Raw genomic sequence first — 24,175 nt, 5'->3', positions numbered from 1 at the left:
TCCCATACCGAACACGGAAGTTAAGCTCTCTAGCGCCGATGGTAGTTGGGACCTTGTCCCTGTGAGAGTAGGACGTCGCCAAGCAACTAAAAACACAAGTCTTTTGACTTGTGTTTTTTTGTGTTTTCAAACAGTACGTAAAAAGAAGTAATGATAATACAAACACGTTGCCCAAGGATTAATCATATTATATAAGAGATTGATGTATATTTTTCTGTAAATTGTTAAGGAATAGGAGTATAAAATATGTCCATTTAAATAGGGAGGGAAGGATATGAAATCGAAAAATGAAGTTTGTATTGTATGTGAGACAGAAAGAAAAGAAGGGATATATGTTTATAATAATTTAATATGTTATGAATGTGAAAAAGATATGGTGAATACGGAGACAAATGATCCGAAGTATATATATTATTTAAAACAGCTTCGGAAATTAGAAGTATCATATTTTTAAATAGGCATATGCCTATTATTTTTTTTGTTCTGTATAATAGAGAAAGAATGAAATAATAAGGAAGAGATATAGATGAATCAAAATCGCATACCTTTATATGAGGCATTAATAGAGTTTAAAGAAAGAGGGCCGTTGTCCTTTCATGTTCCAGGTCATAAAAATGGTTTAAACTTCCCTCAGGAGGCAGTAGAGGAGTTTAAAGATATACTATCTATCGATGTAACTGAGTTGTCAGGGTTAGATGATTTACATAGTCCGTTTGAATGTATAGATGAGGCACAACAATTATTAGCTGATGTATATGAAGTGGAAAAAAGTTATTTTTTAATTAATGGTTCAACAGTGGGGAACTTAGCAATGATTTTGTCTTGTTGCGGGGAACACGACATTGTTCTTGTACAAAGAAATTGTCATAAATCGATTATTAATGGTTTAAAATTAGCGGGGGCAAATCCAATTTTTTTAGATCCATGGATTGATGAAGCTTATAACGTACCAGTGGGAATTCATGATGAAATTATTAAGGAAGCAATTGAAAAATATCCAAATGCTAAAGCACTTATTTTAACGCATCCTAATTATTATGGTATGGGGATGGATCTAGAGGCAAGCATCGCTTATGCACATGCACATCAAATCCCTGTTTTAGTAGATGAAGCACATGGAGCCCATTTTTGTTTAGGGGGAGCATTTCCAAAGTCAGCATTAGCATATGGTGCAGATGTTGTAGTTCATTCTGCACATAAAACATTACCCGCCATGACGATGGGATCCTATTTACATATAAATAGTCGCCTAGTGAAAGAAGAAAAAGTTTCTACTTATTTAAGTATGCTACAATCTAGTAGTCCATCGTATCCAATTATGACTTCTCTTGATATTGCACGCTTTACAATAGCGCGTATAAAAGAAAAGGGCCATGATGAAATTGTCGAGTTTTTACGGGAATTTAAAGAAGAATTGTGTTCTATTCCACAAATAGCTATTTTACAATATCCATTACAAGACGAGTTAAAGGTAACCGTACAGACACGTTGTCAGTTATCAGGATACGAATTACAGTCTGTATTTGAAAAGGTCGGTATATATACAGAAATGGCGGATCCATATAATGTCCTATTTATTTTGCCCTTGCAAGTAAATAAGGAGTATATGAAGGCTATAGAGATGATCCGAGAGGCATTGCAATATTATGAGGTGAAAGACAAGAAGGAATCTATTCGTTATACTTATAAAGGAGAAATTTCTCCTTTACCGTATACATATAAACAACTGGAAGGATATGAAACAAAAGTAGTATCTGTAGAAGAAGCAGTTGGGATGATAGCGGCAGAAATGGTGATTCCGTATCCACCTGGAATTCCATTGATTATGTATGGAGAAAGAATTACTTCAGAACATAAAGAGCAAATTATGTATTTAGAGAAAGCGGGCGCTCGTTTTCAAGGCAGTGCGAAATATATGAAAGTGTATGATATAGAAAGTGGGTTTTAGGATGAAGGGATTATTTGTAACAATTGAAGGTCCAGAAGGTTCTGGTAAAACAACGTTAATTCAAAGTTTATTGCCATACTTTGAACAAAAGGAACAGAAGGTAATGGCGACGAGAGAACCAGGTGGTATTGCAATTTCTGAGGATATTAGAACGATTTTACATAAACAAGAATATACGATGATGGAAGCACGTACAGAGGCGCTTCTGTATGCTGCTGCACGTAGACAACATTTGGTGGAAAAGGTTATGCCAGCGCTTAACGAGGACTACCTTGTATTATGCGATCGTTTTATAGATAGCTCTTTAGCGTATCAAGGATATGCAAGAGGATTAGGTATGGATAAAGTATTTGAAATCAATCGTTTCGCAACTGAGGACTGTATGCCTAGTCTAACGATTTACTTAGACATTGAACCAGAGATTGGTTTGGCCCGAATTGAAAAAGATGCAGGACGTGAAGTGAATCGATTAGATATGGAAGATATCTCTTTCCATAAACGTGTGCGTGAAGGATATTTACAAGTTGTAGAACGTTTCTCAGATCGTATTGTATTAGTAAATGCTGATCAACCAATGGAAAAACTTATAGAAGAAGTTGTTCAGATTATAGAAGATAAATTGTTATAATAGAAGGAAAGAATGAAATAAGTGAGGTATGCATTATGACAAAGACGTGGGAGCAGCTTTCTGCTATACAACCCATCGGTGTAAAAATGTTGATGAATAGCATTGCAAAAGAGCGTATATCCCACGCTTACTTGTTAGAGGGAGGGAAAGGGACAGGAAAGTTTGCGACGGCAATTCAAATGGCAAAGAGTTTCCTCTGTTCTCAGCGGAATGGGGTAGAGCCTTGTCATGTATGTACAAATTGTAAGCGAATTGATTCAGGTAACCACCCGAACTTACATATTGTAAAACCAGACGGATTATCTATTAAGAAGCAACAAATTCATGATTTACAAGAAGAGTTTTCAAAAACAGGATTAGAGGCAAATAAAAAAGTATATATTATTGAGCACGCAGACCGCATGACAGCAAATGCAGCGAATACACTCTTGAAATTTTTAGAAGAACCGAGCAGTGATACAACAGCTATTTTACTTACTGAACAAAGTCATCAAATTTTAAATACGATTTTATCTCGCTGTCAAGTTGTTACATTTAGACCATTACCTACGGAATCTTTAATTAGAAGATTACAGGATGAAGGTATTACGGCATCTTTATCAACACTTGCTGCACAACTCACGAATAGTTTTGATGAAGCTTTAGCTTTATGTAGTGATGAATGGTTTGCACAAGCACGAGCTTTAGTGATAAAATTATGTGAAGCGCTCGAAAAGGATAAAGCCTCTATTTTTTTTGTACAAGAAAAATGGGGAAAACACTTTGGAGAGAAAGAACAATTACAGCAAGGTTTAGATATGTTACTCCTTATTTATAAGGATTTATTATATGTTCAACTTGGAGAAGAAGATCGTCTTGTTTTTCATGAGCAGAAAGAGATGTTTGAATCTTTCTCCTATGCTCAGAAGCGCATTGTATCAGCTCTCTTTAATATATTAGAGGCAAAAAATAGAATCAACGCTAATGTAAATGCGCAGCTTGTGTTCGAACAGTTAGTGTTGCGGTTGCAGGAGGGATGACCGTTTTGTATGATGTAGTAGGTGTTCGCTTTAAGAAGGCCGGAAAGGTGTACTATTTTGATCCGAACCAGTTCGATATCTCTGAAAATGAGTTTGTAATTGTAGAAACGGTAAGAGGTATTGAATACGGAAAAGTAGTTATTACCAAAAAGCAAGTTGATGAAAACGACGTTGTATTACCGCTAAAAAAGGTTATTCGTATTGCAAATGAAAATGATCGTACCATTGTTGAAGAGAACAAACATGCTGCGAAAGAAGCATATCAAGTTTGTCAGCAAAAGGTAGTAGAGCATAATCTTGATATGAAACTTGTAGATGTAGAGTATACGTTCGATCGTAATAAGATTATTTTCTACTTTACTGCGGATGGTCGGATTGATTTCCGAGAACTGGTGAAGGACTTAGCAGCAATTTTTAGGACAAGAATTGAACTAAGACAAATTGGTGTTCGTGATGAAGCGAAGATGCTTGGTGGTATTGGTCCGTGTGGTCGTATGCTTTGTTGTTCTACTTTTTTAGGTGATTTTGAACCTGTATCTATTAAGATGGCAAAGGATCAAAATTTATCATTAAATCCTGCAAAAATCTCTGGTTTATGTGGTCGTTTAATGTGTTGCTTAAAATATGAGAATGATGAATATGAGGCAGCAAAGGAACAACTTCCTGATTTAGATCAACGTATACAAACCCCGCATGGTACTGGCCGTGTTATCGGATTAAATATTTTAGAAAGATTAATTCAAGTGGAACTAGTAGACAAGGAACGGATAGTAGAATATACGTTAGATGAGTTAGTGAATAAAGGGGTCGTTTCGAGTCAAACCACAGATTAATGAGGTGGGTGCTTGTGGAGAAAAAAGATATTTTTGCATCGGTTTCTAGTATGGAAGAGCAAATTGGACATTTATACAAACAGTTGGGAGAATTAAAACAACATCTTGCAGAGTTGTTGGAAGAAAACCAACATATAAAAATGGAAAATGAAAATTTGCGACACCGTTTTGAAGAAGTGCAGATTAAAGAAAAACAAAAAACTCAAAAACGTAAAGAAGTGAAGCCGAAGACAGCTGATATTGGTGAAGGCTACGATAATTTAGCAAGACTATATCAAGAAGGTTTTCATATTTGTAATCTGCATTATGGAAGTGTACGTAAAGAGGGAGATTGTTTATTCTGCCTGTCATTTTTAAATAAAAAGTGAAATTACCTTTCCAATGATAATTGGAAAGGTAATTTTTTATACATGAGAGTAGAATGAAATATGTTTTTTATTAGTAGAAGATGAAATAGGGTAGGTTAAGTGTAAGAAAAGGAGTAACATATGAATTTATATGAAGATGAACGTTTAGATTACTTATTAGCGCAAGATATGAAGATCGTACAAAGCCCATCAGTATTTAATTTTTCGTTAGATGCTGTTTTACTTGCAGACTTTGCTTGGGTACCAATTCAAAAAGGTAATTTACTTGATTTGTGTACAGGTAATGCAGTTGTGCCCCTTCTATTAAGCACAAGAACGAAAGGGAATATTACAGGTGTGGAAATTCAAGAACGTTTATATGATATGGGAATCAGAAGCGTTCAATACAATAAGTTAGAAGAAAGAATTCACTTAATACATGGGGATTTGAAAGATATGCCGGAGAAACTTGGACGTCATCAATATGATGTTGTCACATGTAATCCGCCTTATTTTCAAACACCAGCAACGTCTGAGAAAAATATGAATGAACATTTAGCGATAGCTCGTCATGAAATTATGTGTACATTAGAGGATGTTGTATCTGCAAGTAGTCAGCTAGTAAAGCAAGGCGGGAAAGTAGCATTTGTACATCGTCCAGGCCGTTTACTTGATATTGTTACATTAATGCGTAAATACAAAATTGAACCAAAACGTGTGCGGTTTGTTTATCCAAAGGCAGGTAAAGAAGCGAATACGTTGTTAATTGAAGGAATTAAGGATGGAAACGCAGATTTGAAAATATTTCCACCTCTTTTTGTATATGAAGAAAATAATGAATATACAAAGGAGATTCGTTCAATTTTATATGGAGAAGAATAAGCATTGTTTTTATGTAGTAGTGTGCTCTGATGGAAGTTATTATGCTGGATATACAAATCATATAGAGAAGCGGATTCAGACACATAATAGTGGAAAGGGAGCTAGGTATACGCGTGCTAGACTTCCAGTTGTTTTAAAATATGTAGAATTTCATGAAGATAAGCGTACAGCTATGCAAGCAGAGTACTATTTTAAGCAATTAAATAGAAAACAAAAAGAAGAATATATGCAAAAAGGAGAACGCTATGTGGCAACAAAAAAGCTTTCAACAAAATGAAAAGGGAGTTTTATATTTAGTACCAACTCCTATTGGAAATTTAGAAGATATGACATTTCGTGCAATCCGAATTTTAAAAGAAGCTGATTTAATTGCTGCTGAAGATACGAGACAAACGAAAAAGCTTTGTAATTATTTCGAAATTGAAACACCTGTTATGAGTTACCATGAGCATAATAAGGGAGTAAGTGGGAAGAAAATATTAGATAAGCTAGACGAAGGAAAGACAGTAGCACTTGTTAGTGATGCTGGTATGCCTTGTATTTCCGATCCAGGTTACGATATTGTTGTAGAGGCTGTAGCGGAACAGTATCATGTTATCCCGCTTCCTGGGGCAAATGCAGCCCTTACAGCGTTAATCGCATCAGGTCTTGACACAAAACAATTTTATTTCTATGGATTTTTACAAAGAAATAAAAAAGAAAGAAAAATGGAGTTAGAGAAGATTCGTTATGTACAAACTACAATGATGTTTTATGAAGCGCCTCATCGTTTAGATGATACTTTAATCTCGATGCAAGAAGTGTTGGGAAATAGAGAAATTGTATTATGTCGAGAGCTAACGAAAAAATTCGAGGAATTTATTCGTGGAACAGTCGAGGAAGCAATTGAGTGGACGAAACAAAATGAAGTTCGTGGCGAGTTTTGTATTTTAGTAGCTGGTTCAACGGAAGAACCTGCCCCAGAAGAACAGTGGTGGGAATCTATTTCGGTATATGATCATATTGAACATTATATAAACGAAAAAGGTATGAATTCAAAAGAGGCGATAAAAACAGTCGCTAAAGATCGAGATTTGTCGAAACGCGATGTATATCAAATCTATCATGTCGATAAAAAATAAGCTTCTCATAATTGAGAAGCTTATTTTGCTGTTTCGATATAATCTTGAAGTTCGTTTAAGATTTGCTCAGCGCCTTCTTTGCTTAAGATAATTTTACCTTCAGCTAAAGATAGGTTACCATCAGATACTTCACCAGTTACTTGGCAAGTCATGTTTGGCTTATATTTTTTTAAGATGATTTTCTCGTCATCAACGTAGATTTCAAGAGCATCCTTTTCTGCAATACCTAAAGTACGGCGTAATTCGATTGGAATTACTACACGACCTAATTCATCAACTTTACGAACGATACCAGTAGATTTCATAATTCTTTTCCTCCTAAAGAAATAGTTTATAAGTTTCGAGTCTATTTTCTAGATTCGTCATTTTTCGACAAAATACCCTATGGACATATGATACCAATCATTTACATTTCCGTCAATTCTTAAATTCTATATTTTTTAAAAAGATTTATAGATTTCTTACTTCTTATATATAATAGAATGTGAGTAATTTCTACTATTATTTCACTTTATTTTCAGAAAAATTTATAAATTTAAGTGAAGATTGTATATTTTCTCGAAATATGAGTAATAGATGATAAAGGTACTAGGTATTAACTCGCTTTTTATCCGCGTTAACGAGCAGTAAGATTCCCATTTCAAACTTCGGTTGGAGGAAAGAAGTCAAGTGGGGATCTGGCTGCTTGTAAAAGCCCAATTGGTGCGGGCTAATAATCCGCGGGAGTGAACAAAACCCCACAGATTAAAGTTTCACTTTATATATAAGTTTTTGATATACTGTTTATAAATACATATGAGGTTATTCGGGAGGTCCAAAACAATGACAGAGGAAAACAAGTCCTTTTATATTACTACCCCAATTTATTATCCAAGTGGAAAATTACACATTGGACATGCTTATACGACAGTAGCAGGAGATGCGATGGCACGATATAAGCGTATGCAAGGATATAATGTTCATTATTTAACAGGAACTGATGAGCATGGACAGAAGATCCAAAAGAAAGCAGAAGAATTAAACGTGACACCACAAGCATATGTGGATAACATCGTTGCAGGAATTAAAGAACTTTGGGAGAAGATGGATATCTCTTATGATGATTTTATTCGTACAACTGAAGATCGTCATAAAGATGTTGTTGAAAAAATCTTCAAGCAACTAGTAGATCAAGGTGATATTTATCTTGATGAATATGAAGGTTGGTATTCTGTACAAGATGAGACATTCTATACAGCGCATCAATTAGTAGATCCAATTATGGAAGGTGACAAAGTAGTTGGAGGAAAAAGCCCAGATAGTGGTCATGATGTAGAACTTGTTCGTGAAGAATCGTATTTCTTTAGAATGGGTAAATATGTCGACAGACTATTAAAATTCTATGAAGATAATCCACATTTCATTCAGCCAGAGTCTCGCAAGAATGAAATGATTAATAACTTCATTAAACCAGGATTAGAAGATTTAGCTGTTTCTCGTACTTCATTTGACTGGGGAGTTCGTGTTCCAGGTAACCCAAAACACGTTATTTACGTATGGGTTGACGCATTATCTAACTACATTACAGCATTAGGTTATGGAACAGAGAATGAAGAGATGTATAAGAAGTTCTGGCCGGCTGATGTGCACTTAGTTGGAAAAGAAATCGTTCGTTTCCATACAATTTATTGGCCAATCATTTTAATGGCATTAGATTTACCTCTTCCGAAAAAAGTCTTTGCTCATGGTTGGATTTTAATGAAGGACGGAAAGATGAGTAAGTCAAAAGGGAACGTAGTAGATCCAGTTACATTAATCGATCGTTACGGATTAGATGCATTACGTTATTACTTACTTCGTGAAGTTCCATTCGGATCTGATGGCGTATTCACACCAGAAGGATTTGTAGAGCGTATTAATTTCGATTTAGCAAATGACTTAGGTAACTTATTAAATCGTACAGTAGCTATGATTGATAAGTACTTTAATGGTGAAATTCCTGCATTTAAAGCGAATGTAACGGAATTTGATGAAACGTTAGTAACATTTGCACAGGATACGTTGAAAAAAGTAGAAGAAGCAATGGAGAATATGGAATTCTCTGTAGCGTTAAGCTCAATTTGGCAATTGGTTAGCCGTACGAATAAATATATTGATGAAACACAACCTTGGGTATTAGCAAAAGATGAGAATGATCGTGAAAAGTTAGCTTCTGTAATGGCCCATTTAGCAGAAGTACTTCGTCAAACAGGTATTATGCTTATGCCATTCTTAACAGTAGCACCAAGCAAGATGTTTGCTCAGCTTGGCCTTACTGATGAAGCACATAAGTCTTGGGAAAGTCTATCTACAGTTGGCTGTATTCCAGCTGGAACAAAAGTAGAAAAGGGACAACCAATTTTCCCACGTTTAGAAATGGAAGTAGAGGTAGAGTACATTAAAGAACAAATGAAAGCCTCTGCTCCTAAAGTAGAAGAGAAAAAAGAAGAAGAACCGAAGGCAGAAGAAATTACAATTGATGATTTCTTTAAAGTAGAATTACGCGTAGCTGAAGTATTATCTGCTGAGCCTGTGAAAAAAGCAGATAAGTTGTTAAAAATCCAGCTAGATTTAGGTACAGAAAAGCGTCAAGTTGTTTCTGGAATTGCAAAATTCTATTCACCAGAAGACCTAAAAGGTAAAAAGGTTATTTGTGTAACAAACTTAAAACCTGTAAAATTACGCGGTGAATTATCACAAGGTATGATTTTAGCGGGTGAAGAGAATGGCGTATTGTCATTAGCAATGATTGACCAAAATCTACCAAATGGTACAAAAATTAAGTAATTAAGACAAGAAAAGAGATGTTTCACGTGTAACATGTGTGAAGCGTCTTTTTTCTTTTTACACTCTCAATTTTTGCATTAAGATTGTAGTATTGTTATCGTTAAGTTAGTAAAGAGCTTATTTGTGTAGAATAAACTTGATTTCAATATAAAAGGAGTTATGTATGATGTTGTTTGATACACATTCACATTTGAATGCAGAGCAATTTGAAGAAGATTTGCAAGAAGTTATTGCACGAATGAAAGAAGCGGGAGTTACTTATACAGTTGTTGTTGGTTTTGATGAAGTAACGATCAAAAAGGCGATTGAATTAGCTGAAACTTATGATTTTATTTACGCTGCAGTTGGATGGCATCCAGTTGATGCAATCGACATGACGGAAGAACATTTAGCTTGGTTAGAAGAACTTGCTTCCCATCCTAAAGTTGTTGCACTTGGAGAAATGGGGTTAGATTATCACTGGGATAAGTCTCCAAAAGAAATACAGAAGGAAGTATTCCGTAAACAAATTACATTAGCTAAAAAGGTGAAATTGCCGATTATTATACATAACCGCGATGCAACTCAAGATATTGTTGATATTCTAGAAGAAGAGAATGCGGCTGAAGTGGGAGGCATTATGCATTGCTTTAGTGGCAGCGTAGAAGTAGCAGAGCGATGTGTTGATATGAACTTTTTAATTTCGTTAGGCGGACCAGTTACATTTAAAAATGCTAAGAAACCGAAAGAGGTTGCTGCGGAGATTCCGTTAGAGAAATTGTTAATAGAGACGGACTGTCCATATTTAACACCACATCCATTTCGAGGGAAACGAAATGAACCGAGTTATGTAAAACTTGTAGCAGAAGAAATTGCGAACTTAAAAGGAATTTCTTATGAGGAAGTAGCAGAAGTAACAACAAAAAATGCAAAAGCTTTATTTGGTGTTGAATAAAAAGGAGTGGGAGAACCCCTTCTTTTTTTATTTTTGTGAAAAAAGAAGGGCGAATGAGGAAGTGTTACAATAAGGAGAGAGAAGAAAGTTTTGGACATTCTATTTTTTAAAATGTAAGAATGGGGAAAATAATAATGGAAAAGTCGTCATTTTTTTGTTTTACTAAGTAGAGACGAAACGAGTGTGGAGGCAAGCATGAAAATTAAAGAGATTATCGTTGTAGAAGGTAAAGATGATACAGTTGCGATTAAGCGTGCTGTTGATGCGGATACAATTGAAACGAACGGTTCAGCAATCGGTGATCATGTTATTGAGCAAGTTAAATTAGCGCTGCAAAAACGAGGCGTTATTATTTTTACAGATCCGGATTATCCTGGAGAGCGTATTCGAAAAATTATTTCTGATAAGGTTCCTGGATGTAAACATGCTTTTTTACCGAAGGAAGAAGCACTTGCTAAAAGGAAAAAAGGTGTCGGAATTGAGCATGCTTCTAATGAATCAATTCGCCGTGCTTTAGAGAATATACATGAAGAAATGGAAGCTTACACAAGTGAAATTAGTTGGAGCGATCTAGTCGATGCAGGCTTAGTGGGCGGAGAAATGGCAAAGAGTCGCAGAGAAAGAATGGGTAAGCTATTAAAGATTGGTTATACAAACGCAAAACAGTTACATAAACGTTTACAAATGTTTCAAGTTTCAAAAGAAGCATTTGCAGAAGCTTATAAGCAAGTCATACAGGAGGAAAGAAAATGAAGGATATCGCAACGCCAAATCGTACGAAAGACATTGTTGAAAAGTACGGATTCTCATTCAAAAAAAGTTTAGGACAAAATTTTTTAATTGATACGAATGTATTAAATCGTATCGTTGATCACGCTGAAATTGGTTCAGAAAGTGGTGCAATTGAAATTGGACCAGGTATCGGTGCGTTAACAGAACAATTAGCGAAGCGTGCTAAAAAAGTAGTGGCTTTTGAAATTGATCAAAGATTATTACCGATTTTAGATGAGACGTTAGCTCCATATAGCAACGTTACAGTTATCAATAAAGATGTACTAAAGGCAGATGTACATGAGGTGTTTAGTGAGCAATTTGAGGAAGGGCAAGATGTAATGGTAGTAGCTAATTTACCGTACTATATTACAACGCCAATTTTATTTAAATTGCTGGAAGAGAAATTACCGGTTCGTGGATTTGTTGTTATGATGCAAAAAGAAGTGGGAGATCGTTTAGCTGCTAAGCCTGGAACGAAAGAGTATGGTTCTTTATCCATTGCTATTCAGTATTATACAGAGGTAGAAACGGTTATGACTGTACCGCGTACAGTGTTTGTGCCACAACCAAATGTTGATTCTGCGATTATTCGTCTTCTGAAGCGTCCGAAACCAGTTGTAGAAGTAACAGATGAGACATTCTTCTTTGAAGTAGTACGAGCAAGTTTTGCACAGCGTCGTAAAACTTTAATGAATAATTTATCAAATAATTTAAATGGTTTCCCGAAAGATAAAGAGCTGTTGGATCGAATTTTAACAGAAGTAGGAATTGATCCGAAACGAAGAGGCGAAACGCTATCTATCGAGGAGTTTGCAACATTAAGTAATGCATTAGTTCTTCATAAATTGTCATAAGAATACAAAAGGGACAGTTCAACTTGAACTGTCCCTTTTGTCACCTTTCCTCTCCTACATTCATACTTTAAAAACAGGTAAGATGGCCTAAAGAGTTTGGAGGTAGGAGAATGGCTTTACATGTTGGAGAATTAGTGGAACGATATTCTCATAAGAGGGATATTCTTTTTCGTATTATAGAAATAAAAGGCGAGATAGCTATATTATTTGGAGAGGAAATTAGACTGGTGGCAGATGCGCCACTTGAAGATTTAGTTAGTATAGATCAACGAGAACATAAAAAAAGAGCAAAGCGTGAGAAGGAAACGATGGAGCGTACGTATCGTTTGTTTCAACAAGATTATGTATTAATGAAACAAAGGCATGAACACACTTCAACGGGTGGATACACAAGTGAGGTGAATTATTTTCAAATGCCAGGACGTGTATTGCATATAGATGGAGACCCGTTATATTTGCGCAAGTGCTTAGATTTATATAATAAAATTGGTGTTCCTGTACAAGGTATTCATTGTAAAGAAACAGAGATGCATGAAAAGGTAGTAGATTTAATAGATCATTTTCGCCCGGACATTTTAGTTATTACAGGGCACGATGCATATACAAAATCAAAAGGGGTAAAGGGAGATTTAGCAGCATATAGACATTCAAGGCATTTTGTACAGGCTGTTCGAGAAGTGAGAAAAAAATATCCATCATTGGATCAACTCGTTATTTTTGCAGGGGCATGCCAATCACACTTTGAAGCATTAATTCGAGCTGGCGCTAATTTTGCTAGTTCACCATCTAGAATTAATATTCACGCACTAGATCCTGTATATGTGGTGGGTAAAATTAGTTTTACGTCATTTATGGAGAGAGTCAATGTATGGGATGTTGTACGTAATACGATTACTGGCGAGAAGGGACTTGGCGGAATTGAAACGAGGGGAATTTTACGAACCGGATTACCCTTTCAACATTATGAGGAATAAGCAAGGTACATATGTATCTTGCTTTTTTGTATGGGAAGGATTTAAATCAGCTTGGATAAAAAGAGAGAAGAACGCACAGACTACATAATGATACTTTTACAATATAGTATTTCTTCTATCTATTCGAACGCATAATGCTTTTATAATGATATTGTCTGTGAGTTGCGGTTAATAATTGGGATAGATATATCGTGTTTTAAGTGTTCAATCTAAATTACAGCGAGGTGTAACGAAGTATATGTCAAAACGTTTAGATGAAATTAAAAGCGAATTAGATCACCATCTTGGAGAGAGACTGATGTTAAAGGCAAATAGTGGGAGAAGAAAAACAGTAGAACAATCAGGTGTACTTGCAGAAACGTATCGTTCTGTTTTTGTTGTACAATTGGATCAGCAAGAAGATGCGTTACAACGTGTATCATATAGCTATGCGGATGTTTTAACAGAGACAGTAGAGTTAACATTTTATGGTGAACCTCATAATGAAGTGATTTTATAATTGATGTATCGTTACATATATTCCCACAAATGAAAAGCTATATTATTTTGCATACTAATTATACCGTAGCAAAATAAGGAGGGACTCTGCATTGAGTAGACGAAGAGGTGTCATGTCAAATCAATTTAAAGAAGAGCTTGCAAAAGAGCTAGGCTTTTATGATGTTGTTCAGAAAGAAGGATGGGGCGGAATTCGTGCGAAAGATGCTGGTAACATGGTGAAACGTGCTATAGAAATTGCAGAACAGCAATTAATGAAACAAAACCAGTAGTTATAAGATACTTTCTATGCTACGGTAGCCGAGGAGTGATTCCTCGGCTTTTTGTACTCTAAAAGGTGCCATCATTTTACATAAGTAGTTTCATTCTGAATGCTTTTCGTTATAATTAGGGAAGTGTCATCGTCTTACTATAAATTTATGGTAAAATAAACGATAAAAGATTGAGTACATAGAGTGGGTGAATAGATTGAAGCTACTAGTGAAAGCACCAGCAAAGATTAATCTGTCGTTAGATGTACTGGGGAAAAGACAAGACGGATATCATGAAGTGAAAATGATTATGACAACAATTGATTTAGCGGATCGTTTAGAACTAATGGAATTAGCAGAAGACCGTATTGAAATTTTATCCCATAATCGGTATGTCCCAGACGACCAAAGAAATTTAGCTTATCAAGCAGCGAGATTATTAAAAGAGAAGTTTAATGTAAAAAAAGGCGTATCTATTACTATTGAAAAAACGATTCCAGTAGCAGCTGGATTAGCAGGTGGAAGTAGTGATGCAGCAGCGACATTACGTGGCCTTAATAAATTATGGAATTTAGGGCTTACAATTGACCAGTTAGCAGAGCTAGGCGCAGAAATCGGATCAGATGTATCGTTTTGTGTATATGGTGGGACAGCAATTGCCACTGGAAGAGGAGAGCAAATTGAGCACATAAAAACTCCACCTTCTTGTTGGGTTATTTTAGCAAAACCCCATATTGGTGTATCTACTGCTGATGTGTATGGAAATTTAAAGTTAAATCGAGTTACACATCCAAATGTAGATAAAATGGTTGATGTCATAAATGCCGGGGATTACAAAGGGATTTGTGATACTGTTGGTAACGTTTTAGAAGATGTAACGTTTGCGATGCATCCTGAAGTTGCACGTATTAAGGCACAGATGAAGCGATTTGGGGCGGATGCCGTATTAATGAGTGGAAGCGGCCCAACCGTATTTGGCCTTGTGCACCATGATTCGCGAATGCATCGTATATATAACGGATTAAAAGGATTTTGTGAACAAGTATATGCAGTACGTTTATTGGGAGAGCGAGAAACGCTTGAATAAAGACGTATAATACGGTATGATTTGTTTAGAATATTCGTGATTTGAGGTGGGAGTATGAAAATTAGACGAAGTACAAGATTAGTCGATATGACGTATTACTTGTTACAAAATCCTCGTCAGCTAGTTTCTCTCACTTTTTTTGCTGAAAGGTATCAATCAGCTAAGTCTTCCATTAGTGAAGATTTAGTTATTATTAAGCAAACGTTTGAACAACAAGGGGTCGGCACATTGCAAACGATACCAGGAGCAGCAGGAGGAGTGAAATATATACCATATATAAGTGCGGAAGAGGCAGATCTCATTATTGGAGAGCTTTGTAGCCTATTTGAAAATCCAGGTCGTATTTTACCCGGTGGTTACTTATATATGACAGATCTTTTAAGTAATCCTCGTCATATTAATGGCGCAGGTCGTTTGTTTGCTTCTGTTTTTGCTAGGCAACCAATTGATGCGGTTATGACGGTGGCAACGAAGGGGATTCCACTTGCTTATGCGGTGGCAAATTACTTAGATGTACCGGTAGTAATTGCAAGAAAAGATAATAAGGTAACAGAAGGCCCAACTGTTAGTATTAACTATGTATCAGGTTCTTCTAAGCGAATTCAAACAATGACGTTAGCAAAGCGTAGTCTTCCAGAAGGATCAAATGTTTTAATTATTGATGACTTCATGAAAGCTGGCGGGACAATTCAAGGTATGATGAGTATGTTAGAAGAGTTTAAGGCTAATGTTGTTGGTATTGGTGTATTAGTAGAATCCACGGATATCGAAGAAAGACTAATTAATAATTTTGTATCATTAATTCGTCTATCAGAAGTTGATGTGAAAGAAAAAGCGATTCAAGTGGAAAAGGGAAATTATTCACTGGCACCATTTGATGAAGGGCTTGTAGAGGCTGAGTAAAAAGGTAAAGCAGGTCGCTTTATCTTTTTTTTATTCTATTTATAAATTATAAAATAGATGGACAAACTGCTTTTCGTGCACTATTTTTAAAGAGTAAAAATAAATAATAAAAGGGTGGAAAAATATGAAAGTTGTTCAAACAAGCAATGCACCACAAGCAATTGGACCATATTCACAAGGGATTATTGTAAATAATATGTTTTACAGTTCAGGACAAATTCCATTAACTGCAAGCGGAGAGCTTGTAGCAGGAGACGTGACAGTACAAACAGAGCAAGTATTTCAAAATTTACAAGCGGTATTAGAAGAAGCAGGTGCTTCATTTGATTCAGTAGTAAAAACAACAGTATTCTTAAAAGATATGGATGATTTTAATGCTGTTAATGACGTATACGGCTCTTATTTCTCTACTCATAAGCCAGCTCGTTCTTGTGTACAAGTAGCAAAATTACCGAAAGATGTTTCAGTTGAAATTGAAGTAATTGCCCTAGTTAAGTAGTTCTTTGTAAGCGATAACCTCCACTAATCTCTATATTCAATTACATTAAAAATTTTTATCTTAAAAATTTTTAAAAAATTAAAGGGAAAATAGAAAATTTGTGGAATTTATACAAATATATCGCTTATTTAGAAAAGGGTGGTGAACACAAGATGGAAGTGACTGACGTAAGATTACGCCGCGTAAACACAGAAGGCCGCATGAGAGCAATTGCCTCTATTACTCTAGACCATGAATTTGTTGTTCATGATATTCGTGTAATTGATGGTAATAATGGATTATTTGTAGCAATGCCAAGTAAACGTACTCCAGATGGAGAATTCCGTGACATTGCACATCCAATTAATTCTGGTACACGCTCTAAAATTCAAGATGCGGTTTTAACAGAGTATCATCGTTTAGGCGAGTTAGAAGAGGTTGAGTTTGAAGAAGCGGGTGCTTCGTAAAATTCGAATGAAAAGGGCTTTTTAAAGAAAGCCCTATAATTTTGCAACAAACTCCTGTAAGCATTTACAGGAGTTTGTTTTTTTTTTTTGGTTTTATACATTTTACGTGCGGAAAATTCAGAATTCATTAAAATGAAGAAGAAAACTTCTAATTTTTTCAAAATCAATTTAAATAGTATAGCTTATTTCTTAAAAAAGATACTAAAGAGTAAAACATCGTATGAGAATTATGGTAAAATTTAATAGTTAAAATGTGTTTCTTGAAATATATGATGATTTAGGATAATATCGTTAATGGATAAATAGGTTGCGATGGAGGGTCTATATGTCAAACAGATTTGCAGTGATTCTAGCTGCAGGTAAAGGCACACGTATGAAGTCTAAGCTATACAAAGTGCTTCATCCTGTATGTGGAAAACCTATGGTACAACATGTTGTTGATCAAGTATCTCAATTAGGATTGCAGAAACTTGTAACAGTCGTAGGACATGGTGCTGAAATGGTACAAGAACAGCTAGGAAACGTAAGTGAGTTTGCATTACAAGCAGAACAACTTGGTACAGCGCATGCTGTAGATCAAGCTGCAAGTGTACTTGCAAATGAAGAAGGAACAACTTTAGTTATTTGTGGTGATACGCCGCTAATAACTGCTGAAACGATGGAATCATTGCTTCAGCAACATAAAGAAGCAGGGGCAATGGCAACAGTGCTAACAGCTTACATAGAAGAGCCTGCTGGATATGGTCGTATCGTTCGTAACGAGAATGGTCATGTTGAAAAGATTGTTGAGCATAAGGATGCAAATGAGAAAGAATTAGCTATTAAAGAAATCAATACAGGTACGTATTGTTTTGATAATAAAGCTTTATTCGCTTCGCTTTCTAAAGTTTCAAATGATAACGTACAAGGTGAATATTACCTGCCAGATGTTATTGAGATTTTAAAAAATGAAGGTCACATTGTATCGGCTTATCAAACAGAGCACTTCGATGAAACGTTAGGTGTTAACGACAGAGTCGCTCTATCGCAAGCGGAAATTATTATGAAAAACCGTATCAACCGAAAGAACATGGTAAATGGTGTTACGATTATTGATCCAAGTAACACGTATATTTCTGCTGATGCAATTATCGGTAGTGATACAGTTCTTCATCCAGGAACAATTATTGAGGGGAACACTGTAATCGGTTCTGATTGTGAAATTGGACCGCATACAGTAATTCGCGATAGTGAAATTGGAGATCGTACGACAATTCGTCAATCTACTGTACATGATAGTAAACTTGGTACAGAAGTATCGGTTGGTCCATTTGCACATATTCGCCCAGATTCAGTTATTGGAGATGAAGTACGCGTTGGAAACTTCGTGGAAATCAAAAAAACTGTTTTTGGTAATAGAAGTAAAGCTTCACACTTAAGTTATATCGGGGATGCACAAGTTGGAGAAGACGTGAATCTTGGTTGTGGTTCAATTACGGTGAACTATGACGGTAAGAATAAATTCAAAACTGTGATTGGTAACGGGGTATTTATTGGATGTAATTCAAACCTTGTTGCTCCTGTAACAGTTGAAGATGGTGCTTATGTGGCAGCAGGCTCTACAATTACAGAGAATGTTCCATCAAAAGCATTATCTGTAGCACGTGCACGTCAAGTTAACAAAGAAGACTATGTTGATCAATTGCTGAATAAGAAAAAATCATAATGTGGAGGGTTAATCTAGATGTCGACTCAATATCTAAATTCTAATTTGAAAGTATTCTCTTTAAACTCTAATAAGGAACTTGCTGAGCAAATTGCAAAGCACATTGGAGTAGGACTAGGAAAATGTTCTGTTGATCGTTTTAGTGATGGAGAAGTTCAAATTAACATTGAAGAAAGTATCCGTGGTTGCGATGTATTCATTATTCAATCTACAAGCTTCCCAGTAAACGAACATATCATGGAATTACTTATTATGATCGATGCATTAAAGCGTGCATCTGCAAAAACAATTAATATTGTTATTCCTTACTATGGTTATGCGCGTCAAGACCGTAAAGCGCGTTCTCGTGAACCAATTACATCGAAACTTGTAGCAAACTTGCTTGAAACAGCAGGTGCAACTCGTGTAATCACTCTAGATTTACATGCTCCACAAATTCAAGGGTTCTTTGATATCCCAATCGACCACTTAATGGGTGTACCGATTCTTTCAGATTACTTTGAAACAAAAGGTCTTAAAGATATCGTAATCGTATCACCTGACCATGGTGGGGTAACTCGTGCTAGAAAAATGGCGGATCGCCTAAAAGCACCAATCGCTATTATTGATAAGCGTCGTCCTCGTCCGAACGTATCAGAGGTAATGAACATTATCGGTAATATTGAAGGTAAGACAGCAATTTTAATTGATGACATCATTGATACAGCTGGTACAATTACATTAGCAGCAAACGCTCTTGTTGAGAACGGTGCTTCTGAAGTATATGCTTGCTGTACACACCCAGTATTATCTGGTCCAGCAATTGAGCGTATCCAAAACTCAAATATTAAAGAGTTAGTTGTAACGAACTCTATCGTATTACCGGAAGATAAGAAAATCGACAAAGTACATGAACTTTCAGTTGCTCCATTAATCGGAGAAGCAATCATTCGTGTATACGAAGAAGAATCTGTAAGTGTATTATTCAATTAATTGGATAGAATGAGACGTAACCAAGATTGGTTACGTCTTTTCGTATCGAAAAAAGAAAGTAGTGGTACAAGAATGAAATTGATAGTAGGACTTGGGAACCCGGGTAGAGAATATGAATTAACAAGGCATAATATTGGATTTATGGCAATTGATGAACTTGCAAAGCGTTGGAATATTTCTTTGAATGAACAAAAATTTAAAGGAGTATTTGGTGCAGGATTTGTTAATGGGGAAAAAGTAATCTTATTAAAGCCACTTACATATATGAATTTATCTGGGGAAAGTATTCGTCCACTCATGGATTACTATAAAATTGATGTTGAGGACTTCGTTGTTCTGTACGATGATTTAGACATTCCTGTAGGTAAATTACGCCTTCGTATGAAAGGTAGTGCTGGTGGACATAATGGTGTGAAATCAACAATTTCACATTTAGGAACACAAGAGTTTCAACGCATCCGCATGGGAATTGATCGTCCGAAAAATGGCATGAAGGTAGTAGATTACGTATTAGGACGTTTCACATCGGAAGAAATTCCTGATGTGGGTCATTCTATTGAAAAAGCAGCGGATGCATGTGAAGAATGGTTAAATAAACCTTTTCTTCAAATCATGAATACCTTCAATAGTTAAGGGTATGATTGGGAATATTTTGTTTTATTTTTACCCATACTAGTAGTAATTGGATTTTTAGGAGGCTAGTATGGAAGGTTATTATCATTGCAGACATTGCGGGAGTAATGTAGGCTCCGTTACTGCAGAAAAAGTATATAGCGACGTTTTATTTCAACTAACAGAGCAAGAAGTAGTAGAGATGATTCATTTTCATGAGAATGGAAATATATATATACAAACGATTTGTGAATCGTGTCAAGAAACGCTCGCATCTTATCCTGAGTATTATGAATATGAAAAATTTCTGCAATAAAATGTTGTCGCTTTGGCATGTCCAAAGCATTTTTCTGTTTTCTTTTTCCAAAATATTTGCATAAAATATAGTGGCTTGCTCTTTATGTTGAGAGGGGTTTTGAAAATGATAGGTTTATTAGAGCAATTTTATAAAAATGAAGAGATCCAATCGGTTATTAATGGATTAGAAGATGGTTTAAAAGAACAGCTTGTATCAGGTATGGCAACCTCTTCTCGTTCGTTATTAATGGCGGCCTTATATAAAAAAACAAAAAAATCACAACTTATTGTGACGCATAATTTATATCAAGCGCAAAAAGTACATGAAGATTTAGTGGCGTTACTTGGTGAAAAAGATGTGTGGCTATACCCAGTAAATGAATTGATAGCATCAGAAATTGGTGTTGCAAGCCCAGAATTGAAGGCGCAACGTATTGAAGTATTGAATCGTTTAGCTGCAGGAGAGAATGGGATTATTGTAGCACCGGTTGCGGGACTACGCAGATTTTTACCAATGAAAGAATTGTGGAAGCAAAGGCAAATCGAAATTAATCTAGGGCAAGAGATTGATTTAGATACATTCTTGCATACTTTACATCATATTGGTTATGAGCGTAAGTCGATGGTAGAGGCTCCTGGGGAATTCAGTTTGCGCGGGGGAATATTAGATATTTATCCATTAACTGAAGAGTTACCATTTCGTATTGAATTTTTCGACACAGAAGTTGATTCTATTCGATTATTTGATGTGGATGAACAGCGCTCTCAAGATAAAAAAGAAAGTGTTAGATTTGGCCCAGCAACAGAGTTTTTATTTTCACAAGAAGAATTGAAGTCGGGAATTAAGCGTCTTGAGGAAGGTTTGACTAAGACGATGCAAAAACTTTCCGATGATAAATTGAAGACTACAGTGCTTGAGACGGTAAGTCATGAAATTGAGATGTTAAAAAACGGGCAAAGTATAGAACAGATGTTTAAATATTTATCTGTTTTCTATAACGAACCTGCTAGTCTGATAGATTATTTACCAGAAGATGGTATTGTGATTTTAGATGAGATTTCCCGTATTCAAGAAACAGCATCACATCTTGAAACGGAAGAGGCGGAATGGTATATCTCACTTCTTGGTGAGGGAACGATTATTCAAGATTTATCTTTCTCACACTCGTTTGAGGAATTTCTTCATCATAAAAAAAGAAGTTTTGTATATTTAACGTTATTCTTACGTCATATAGCACATACACATCCGCAAAATATTGTGAATGTGACATGTAAAACAATGCAAGATTTCCATGGGCAGATGCAGTTGTTGAAAACTGAAATTGATAGATGGAACGAAGGGCATTTTACGACTGTTGTGCTCGGAACTGATGATGAACGTGTAAAAAAACTACAACATATTTTAAGTGATTATGATATTGAGGCAGATATTGTAGAGGGCACAGATATATTATTGCCTGGAAGGTTACAAATTGCTGTAGGTGATTTACATGCGGGATTTGAAATGCCGATGCAAAAGCTTGTTGTTATTACTGAAAAAGAGCTTTTTCATAAGAAAGTTAAAAAATCACAACGTAAGCAAAAGTTATCTAATGCCGAACGCATTAAAAGTTATTCGGAATTAAAAGTTGGAGATTATGTAGTTCATGTTAATCATGGTATAGGTAAATTCTTAGGTATCGAGACGTTAGAGATTAATGGCGTTCATAAAGATTACTTGAATATTAAATATCAAGGTAATGATAAGTTATACGTTCCAATTGAACAAATTGACCAAGTGCAAAAATATGTAGGATCTGAAGGTAAGGATCCTAAAGTTTATAAATTGGGCGGAAATGACTGGAAAAAGGTCAAAACGAAAGTTGAAAAATCTGTACAAGACATTGCGGATGACCTAATTAAACTATATGCTGAACGCGAAGCTTCAAAGGGTTATGCATATACACCAGATACAGCAGAACAACAAGAATTTGAATCTTCTTTCCCGTATCAAGAGACAGAGGATCAATTGCGTTCTATTGAAGAGATTAAGAAAGATATGGAACGTGGACGTCCGATGGATAGGCTTCTTTGTGGTGATGTAGGATATGGAAAGACGGAAGTAGCTATCCGTGCGGCATTTAAGGCAATTATGGATGAAAAACAAGTTGCTATTTTAGTACCGACAACGATCCTTGCACAACAACACTATGAAACAATTCGAGAGCGTTTTCAAGATTATCCAATCAATATAGGATTATTAAGTAGATTCCGTACGAGAAAACAGCAAAATGAAACAATTAAAGGCTTAAAAGATGGTACGGTAGATATCGTAATCGGAACGCATCGTATTTTATCTAAAGATGTTACTTATAAAGATTTAGGTCTCCTTATTATTGATGAAGAACAAAGATTTGGTGTAACGCATAAAGAAAAAATTAAACAATTAAAAGCAAATGTTGACGTATTAACATTAACGGCAACTCCGATTCCGCGTACACTCCATATGTCTATGCTTGGTGTGCGTGACTTATCTGTTATTGAGACACCACCAGAAAATCGTTTCCCAGTTCAAACGTATGTAGTAGAGTATAATCCAGCGTTAATGCGAGAAGCGATAGAACGAGAGCTTGCAAGAGGTGGGCAAATTTACTTCTTATATAATCGTGTGGAGGATATCGAAAGAAAAGCAGATGAAATTTCGATGTTAGTTCCAGACGCGCGTGTAACTTATGCACATGGGAAAATGAACGAAAGTGAATTAGAGTCTGTTATGCTATCGTTTTTAGAGGGGCAGCATGATGTTCTTGTAAGTACAACAATTATTGAGACGGGTGTAGATATTCCGAATGTAAATACGTTAATTGTATTTGATGCAGATCGTATGGGATTATCGCAGCTGTATCAGCTTCGTGGGCGTGTTGGACGTTCTAATCGTGTTGCATATGCATACTTTGCATACAAACGAGATAAAGTGTTATCAGAGGTTGCAGAGAGGCGTCTACAAGCCATTAAAGAGTTCACAGAGCTTGGATCAGGTTTCAAAATTGCGATGAGAGACTTATCTATTCGTGGTGCAGGTAACTTGTTAGGTGCCGAACAGCATGGATTTATTGATTCTGTCGGATTTGATCTATATTCTCAAATGTTAAAAGATGCAATTGAACAGCGTAGAGGAACAGATGGGGTTGAAAATACAGTTAATGTTGAAATTGATTTAGAAGTAGATGCATATTTACCAGATGCTTATATTTCAGATAGTAAACAAAAAATTATGATGTATAAACAGTTTAGAGGCGTTTCTGCAATGGAGGATATTGAAGAGTTGCAGGAAGAGATGATAGATAGATTTGGTGATTACCCGCAAGAAGTTGGTTACTTATTACAAATTGCAAATATTAAAGTATTGGCAATGAAAGAACAAATTGAGTTAATTAAGCAAAATAAATTTGAAGTAACAATTCTGTTCTCAGAACAAGCAAGTCAAAATATTGATGGCGGAAAATTATTCATGCTTGGAAATAGTTTTGGACGTATGATCGGTTTAGGGATGGAAGGATCACAATTGAAAATCGTTATGAAAACAAATGGCTTAGAGACATCGAAGTGGTTAACAATTGCTGAAAATTTATTAAAAGGCCTACCAGATGTAAAAAAAGAAGTCATAAATGCCTAATATTAGATAAAAAAATACAATTCGGCGTGCATAGAAGAACTAATGTGTAAAATACTATGTCTAACAGTTGGTGATTTTTACATGAACAGGTAAATTCACCACTTTCATCATCAGTAGAAAGTGAGGCAGCA

26 protein-coding genes and 1 rRNA gene are annotated in these 24,175 nt (G+C 35.7%); 26 read left to right on the top strand and 1 reads right to left on the bottom strand.

Features of this window, described 5'->3' with window-relative positions:
- From rrf to rsmI, 10 genes are all read left to right on the top strand, one after another.
- Positions 1-84 (top strand): 5S ribosomal RNA (gene rrf / locus MR115_RS30380); the annotation flags it as partial.
- A gap of 190 nt (positions 85-274) precedes the next feature.
- Entirely contained in the window at positions 275-454 is a 180-nt protein-coding gene (locus tag MR115_RS27465) for a sigma factor G inhibitor Gin (protein ID WP_061678926.1), read from the top strand.
- Positions 455-526: 72 nt separating this feature from the next.
- Positions 527-1,948 carry an aminotransferase class I/II-fold pyridoxal phosphate-dependent enzyme gene (locus MR115_RS27460; protein WP_242243406.1) on the top strand — a complete coding sequence of 474 codons (1,422 nt, stop codon included), beginning with the start codon at positions 527-529 and terminating at the stop codon, positions 1,946-1,948.
- A gap of 1 nt (position 1,949) precedes the next feature.
- Positions 1,950-2,576: a dTMP kinase gene (tmk, locus tag MR115_RS27455; protein ID WP_061678924.1), complete on the top strand. Its 627-nt coding sequence runs from the start codon at positions 1,950-1,952 to the stop codon at positions 2,574-2,576.
- Between the two features lie 35 nt (positions 2,577-2,611).
- Complete coding sequence (holB, locus tag MR115_RS27450; protein WP_000169570.1) at positions 2,612-3,595, top strand: DNA polymerase III subunit delta'; 984 nt, start codon at positions 2,612-2,614, stop codon at positions 3,593-3,595.
- 5 nt (positions 3,596-3,600) lie between these two features.
- On the top strand, positions 3,601-4,428 hold the full coding sequence (locus MR115_RS27445) for a PSP1 domain-containing protein (protein ID WP_000272429.1): 828 nt from the start codon (positions 3,601-3,603) through the stop codon (positions 4,426-4,428).
- Positions 4,429-4,442: 14 nt separating this feature from the next.
- The gene (gene yabA, locus MR115_RS27440; protein WP_000412055.1) at positions 4,443-4,796 is read left to right on the top strand and encodes a DNA replication initiation control protein YabA; all 354 of its coding nucleotides are present in this window, start codon (positions 4,443-4,445) and stop codon (positions 4,794-4,796) included.
- A gap of 120 nt (positions 4,797-4,916) precedes the next feature.
- Positions 4,917-5,657 carry a tRNA1(Val) (adenine(37)-N6)-methyltransferase gene (locus MR115_RS27435; protein ID WP_242243403.1) on the top strand — a complete coding sequence of 247 codons (741 nt, stop codon included), beginning with the start codon at positions 4,917-4,919 and terminating at the stop codon, positions 5,655-5,657.
- On the top strand, positions 5,644-5,934 hold the full coding sequence (locus tag MR115_RS27430; protein WP_061678922.1) for a GIY-YIG nuclease family protein: 291 nt from the start codon (positions 5,644-5,646) through the stop codon (positions 5,932-5,934). The genes MR115_RS27435 and MR115_RS27430 overlap by 14 nt, the downstream gene beginning before the upstream one ends.
- Entirely contained in the window at positions 5,903-6,778 is an 876-nt protein-coding gene (gene rsmI, locus MR115_RS27425) for a 16S rRNA (cytidine(1402)-2'-O)-methyltransferase (protein ID WP_242243401.1), read from the top strand. Before MR115_RS27430 ends, rsmI begins: the two co-directional genes overlap by 32 nt.
- A gap of 20 nt (positions 6,779-6,798) precedes the next feature.
- Here the strand turns inward: rsmI and MR115_RS27420 are convergent, their stop codons facing one another.
- Positions 6,799-7,083: an AbrB/MazE/SpoVT family DNA-binding domain-containing protein gene (locus MR115_RS27420; protein WP_000843036.1), complete on the bottom strand. Its 285-nt coding sequence runs from the start codon at positions 7,081-7,083 to the stop codon at positions 6,799-6,801.
- A gap of 517 nt (positions 7,084-7,600) precedes the next feature.
- On the opposite strand from MR115_RS27420, the gene metG reads away from it, so the two are divergent.
- The 16 genes from metG to mfd all read left to right on the top strand — a co-directional run bounded on the left by metG (position 7,601) and on the right by mfd (position 24,044).
- On the top strand, positions 7,601-9,583 hold the full coding sequence (gene metG / locus MR115_RS27415; protein WP_242243400.1) for a methionine--tRNA ligase: 1,983 nt from the start codon (positions 7,601-7,603) through the stop codon (positions 9,581-9,583).
- Positions 9,584-9,749: 166 nt separating this feature from the next.
- The gene (locus MR115_RS27410; RefSeq protein WP_242243399.1) at positions 9,750-10,517 is read left to right on the top strand and encodes a TatD family hydrolase; all 768 of its coding nucleotides are present in this window, start codon (positions 9,750-9,752) and stop codon (positions 10,515-10,517) included.
- Between the two features lie 195 nt (positions 10,518-10,712).
- Entirely contained in the window at positions 10,713-11,270 is a 558-nt protein-coding gene (gene rnmV / locus MR115_RS27405; RefSeq protein ID WP_048562636.1) for a ribonuclease M5, read from the top strand.
- Positions 11,267-12,145, top strand: a complete 879-nt coding sequence (rsmA, locus tag MR115_RS27400) for a 16S rRNA (adenine(1518)-N(6)/adenine(1519)-N(6))-dimethyltransferase RsmA (RefSeq protein WP_000651555.1) — start codon at positions 11,267-11,269, stop codon at positions 12,143-12,145. Before rnmV ends, rsmA begins: the two co-directional genes overlap by 4 nt.
- Positions 12,146-12,255: 110 nt before the next feature.
- Positions 12,256-13,119, top strand: coding sequence for a sporulation peptidase YabG (yabG, locus tag MR115_RS27395; RefSeq protein ID WP_061678918.1), 864 nt, complete (start codon positions 12,256-12,258; stop codon positions 13,117-13,119).
- Positions 13,120-13,357: 238 nt separating this feature from the next.
- The gene (gene veg / locus MR115_RS27390; RefSeq protein ID WP_061678917.1) at positions 13,358-13,618 is read left to right on the top strand and encodes a biofilm formation stimulator Veg; all 261 of its coding nucleotides are present in this window, start codon (positions 13,358-13,360) and stop codon (positions 13,616-13,618) included.
- A 91-nt stretch (positions 13,619-13,709) separates the two neighbouring features.
- Entirely contained in the window at positions 13,710-13,889 is a 180-nt protein-coding gene (sspF, locus tag MR115_RS27385; protein WP_001985066.1) for an acid-soluble spore protein SspF, read from the top strand.
- A 196-nt stretch (positions 13,890-14,085) separates the two neighbouring features.
- Positions 14,086-14,955 carry a 4-(cytidine 5'-diphospho)-2-C-methyl-D-erythritol kinase gene (gene ispE / locus MR115_RS27380; RefSeq protein ID WP_000772099.1) on the top strand — a complete coding sequence of 290 codons (870 nt, stop codon included), beginning with the start codon at positions 14,086-14,088 and terminating at the stop codon, positions 14,953-14,955.
- Between the two features lie 54 nt (positions 14,956-15,009).
- The gene (gene purR / locus MR115_RS27375; RefSeq protein ID WP_061678916.1) at positions 15,010-15,858 is read left to right on the top strand and encodes a pur operon repressor; all 849 of its coding nucleotides are present in this window, start codon (positions 15,010-15,012) and stop codon (positions 15,856-15,858) included.
- Positions 15,859-15,982: 124 nt separating this feature from the next.
- Positions 15,983-16,357 (top strand): RidA family protein, encoded by a 375-nt coding sequence (locus MR115_RS27370; RefSeq protein WP_048542187.1) that lies wholly within the window; start codon positions 15,983-15,985, stop codon positions 16,355-16,357.
- A 152-nt stretch (positions 16,358-16,509) separates the two neighbouring features.
- Positions 16,510-16,803 (top strand): septation regulator SpoVG, encoded by a 294-nt coding sequence (gene spoVG, locus MR115_RS27365; RefSeq protein ID WP_000454041.1) that lies wholly within the window; start codon positions 16,510-16,512, stop codon positions 16,801-16,803.
- 325 nt (positions 16,804-17,128) lie between these two features.
- On the top strand, positions 17,129-18,508 hold the full coding sequence (gene glmU / locus MR115_RS27360) for a bifunctional UDP-N-acetylglucosamine diphosphorylase/glucosamine-1-phosphate N-acetyltransferase GlmU (RefSeq protein WP_061678915.1): 1,380 nt from the start codon (positions 17,129-17,131) through the stop codon (positions 18,506-18,508).
- A gap of 18 nt (positions 18,509-18,526) precedes the next feature.
- The gene (locus tag MR115_RS27355; RefSeq protein WP_002174555.1) at positions 18,527-19,480 is read left to right on the top strand and encodes a ribose-phosphate diphosphokinase; all 954 of its coding nucleotides are present in this window, start codon (positions 18,527-18,529) and stop codon (positions 19,478-19,480) included.
- Between the two features lie 72 nt (positions 19,481-19,552).
- Positions 19,553-20,113 carry an aminoacyl-tRNA hydrolase gene (pth, locus tag MR115_RS27350; protein ID WP_080000234.1) on the top strand — a complete coding sequence of 187 codons (561 nt, stop codon included), beginning with the start codon at positions 19,553-19,555 and terminating at the stop codon, positions 20,111-20,113.
- 70 nt (positions 20,114-20,183) lie between these two features.
- A complete protein-coding gene (locus tag MR115_RS27345; RefSeq protein WP_061678914.1) occupies positions 20,184-20,408 on the top strand; it encodes an anti-sigma-F factor Fin in 225 nt (74 codons plus the stop codon).
- A 105-nt stretch (positions 20,409-20,513) separates the two neighbouring features.
- Positions 20,514-24,044: a transcription-repair coupling factor gene (mfd, locus tag MR115_RS27340; RefSeq protein ID WP_242243397.1), complete on the top strand. Its 3,531-nt coding sequence runs from the start codon at positions 20,514-20,516 to the stop codon at positions 24,042-24,044.
- The last annotated feature ends 131 nt before the right edge of the window (positions 24,045-24,175 follow it).

Origin of the sequence: Bacillus cereus group sp. BfR-BA-01309, from assembly GCF_022664315.1 — a bacterium.
Taxonomy (GTDB): Bacteria; Bacillota; Bacilli; order Bacillales; family Bacillaceae_G; genus Bacillus_A; species Bacillus_A mobilis.
The sequence above is the reverse complement of the archived record's forward strand: the minus strand, read 5'-3'. Positions and strand labels throughout refer to the sequence as shown.

What these genes read in the sequence shown, in the direction of transcription:
- MR115_RS27465 (WP_061678926.1), top strand. Translation starts at nt 275, where the DNA reads ATGAAATCGAAAAATGAAGTTTGTATTGTATGTGAGACAGAAAGAAAA.
- MR115_RS27460 (WP_242243406.1), top strand. Translation starts at nt 527, where the DNA reads ATGAATCAAAATCGCATACCTTTATATGAGGCATTAATAGAGTTTAAA.
- tmk (WP_061678924.1), top strand. Translation starts at nt 1,950, where the DNA reads ATGAAGGGATTATTTGTAACAATTGAAGGTCCAGAAGGTTCTGGTAAA.
- holB (WP_000169570.1), top strand. Translation starts at nt 2,612, where the DNA reads ATGACAAAGACGTGGGAGCAGCTTTCTGCTATACAACCCATCGGTGTA.
- MR115_RS27435 (WP_242243403.1), top strand. Translation starts at nt 4,917, where the DNA reads ATGAATTTATATGAAGATGAACGTTTAGATTACTTATTAGCGCAAGAT.
- MR115_RS27430 (WP_061678922.1), top strand. Translation starts at nt 5,644, where the DNA reads ATGGAGAAGAATAAGCATTGTTTTTATGTAGTAGTGTGCTCTGATGGA.
- rsmI (WP_242243401.1), top strand. Translation starts at nt 5,903, where the DNA reads ATGTGGCAACAAAAAAGCTTTCAACAAAATGAAAAGGGAGTTTTATAT.
- MR115_RS27420 (WP_000843036.1), bottom strand. Translation starts at nt 7,083, where the DNA reads ATGAAATCTACTGGTATCGTTCGTAAAGTTGATGAATTAGGTCGTGTA.
- metG (WP_242243400.1), top strand. Translation starts at nt 7,601, where the DNA reads ATGACAGAGGAAAACAAGTCCTTTTATATTACTACCCCAATTTATTAT.
- MR115_RS27410 (WP_242243399.1), top strand. Translation starts at nt 9,750, where the DNA reads ATGTTGTTTGATACACATTCACATTTGAATGCAGAGCAATTTGAAGAA.
- rnmV (WP_048562636.1), top strand. Translation starts at nt 10,713, where the DNA reads ATGAAAATTAAAGAGATTATCGTTGTAGAAGGTAAAGATGATACAGTT.
- rsmA (WP_000651555.1), top strand. Translation starts at nt 11,267, where the DNA reads ATGAAGGATATCGCAACGCCAAATCGTACGAAAGACATTGTTGAAAAG.
- yabG (WP_061678918.1), top strand. Translation starts at nt 12,256, where the DNA reads ATGGCTTTACATGTTGGAGAATTAGTGGAACGATATTCTCATAAGAGG.
- veg (WP_061678917.1), top strand. Translation starts at nt 13,358, where the DNA reads ATGTCAAAACGTTTAGATGAAATTAAAAGCGAATTAGATCACCATCTT.
- purR (WP_061678916.1), top strand. Translation starts at nt 15,010, where the DNA reads ATGAAAATTAGACGAAGTACAAGATTAGTCGATATGACGTATTACTTG.
- MR115_RS27370 (WP_048542187.1), top strand. Translation starts at nt 15,983, where the DNA reads ATGAAAGTTGTTCAAACAAGCAATGCACCACAAGCAATTGGACCATAT.
- spoVG (WP_000454041.1), top strand. Translation starts at nt 16,510, where the DNA reads ATGGAAGTGACTGACGTAAGATTACGCCGCGTAAACACAGAAGGCCGC.
- glmU (WP_061678915.1), top strand. Translation starts at nt 17,129, where the DNA reads ATGTCAAACAGATTTGCAGTGATTCTAGCTGCAGGTAAAGGCACACGT.
- MR115_RS27355 (WP_002174555.1), top strand. Translation starts at nt 18,527, where the DNA reads ATGTCGACTCAATATCTAAATTCTAATTTGAAAGTATTCTCTTTAAAC.
- pth (WP_080000234.1), top strand. Translation starts at nt 19,553, where the DNA reads ATGAAATTGATAGTAGGACTTGGGAACCCGGGTAGAGAATATGAATTA.
- MR115_RS27345 (WP_061678914.1), top strand. Translation starts at nt 20,184, where the DNA reads ATGGAAGGTTATTATCATTGCAGACATTGCGGGAGTAATGTAGGCTCC.
- mfd (WP_242243397.1), top strand. Translation starts at nt 20,514, where the DNA reads ATGATAGGTTTATTAGAGCAATTTTATAAAAATGAAGAGATCCAATCG.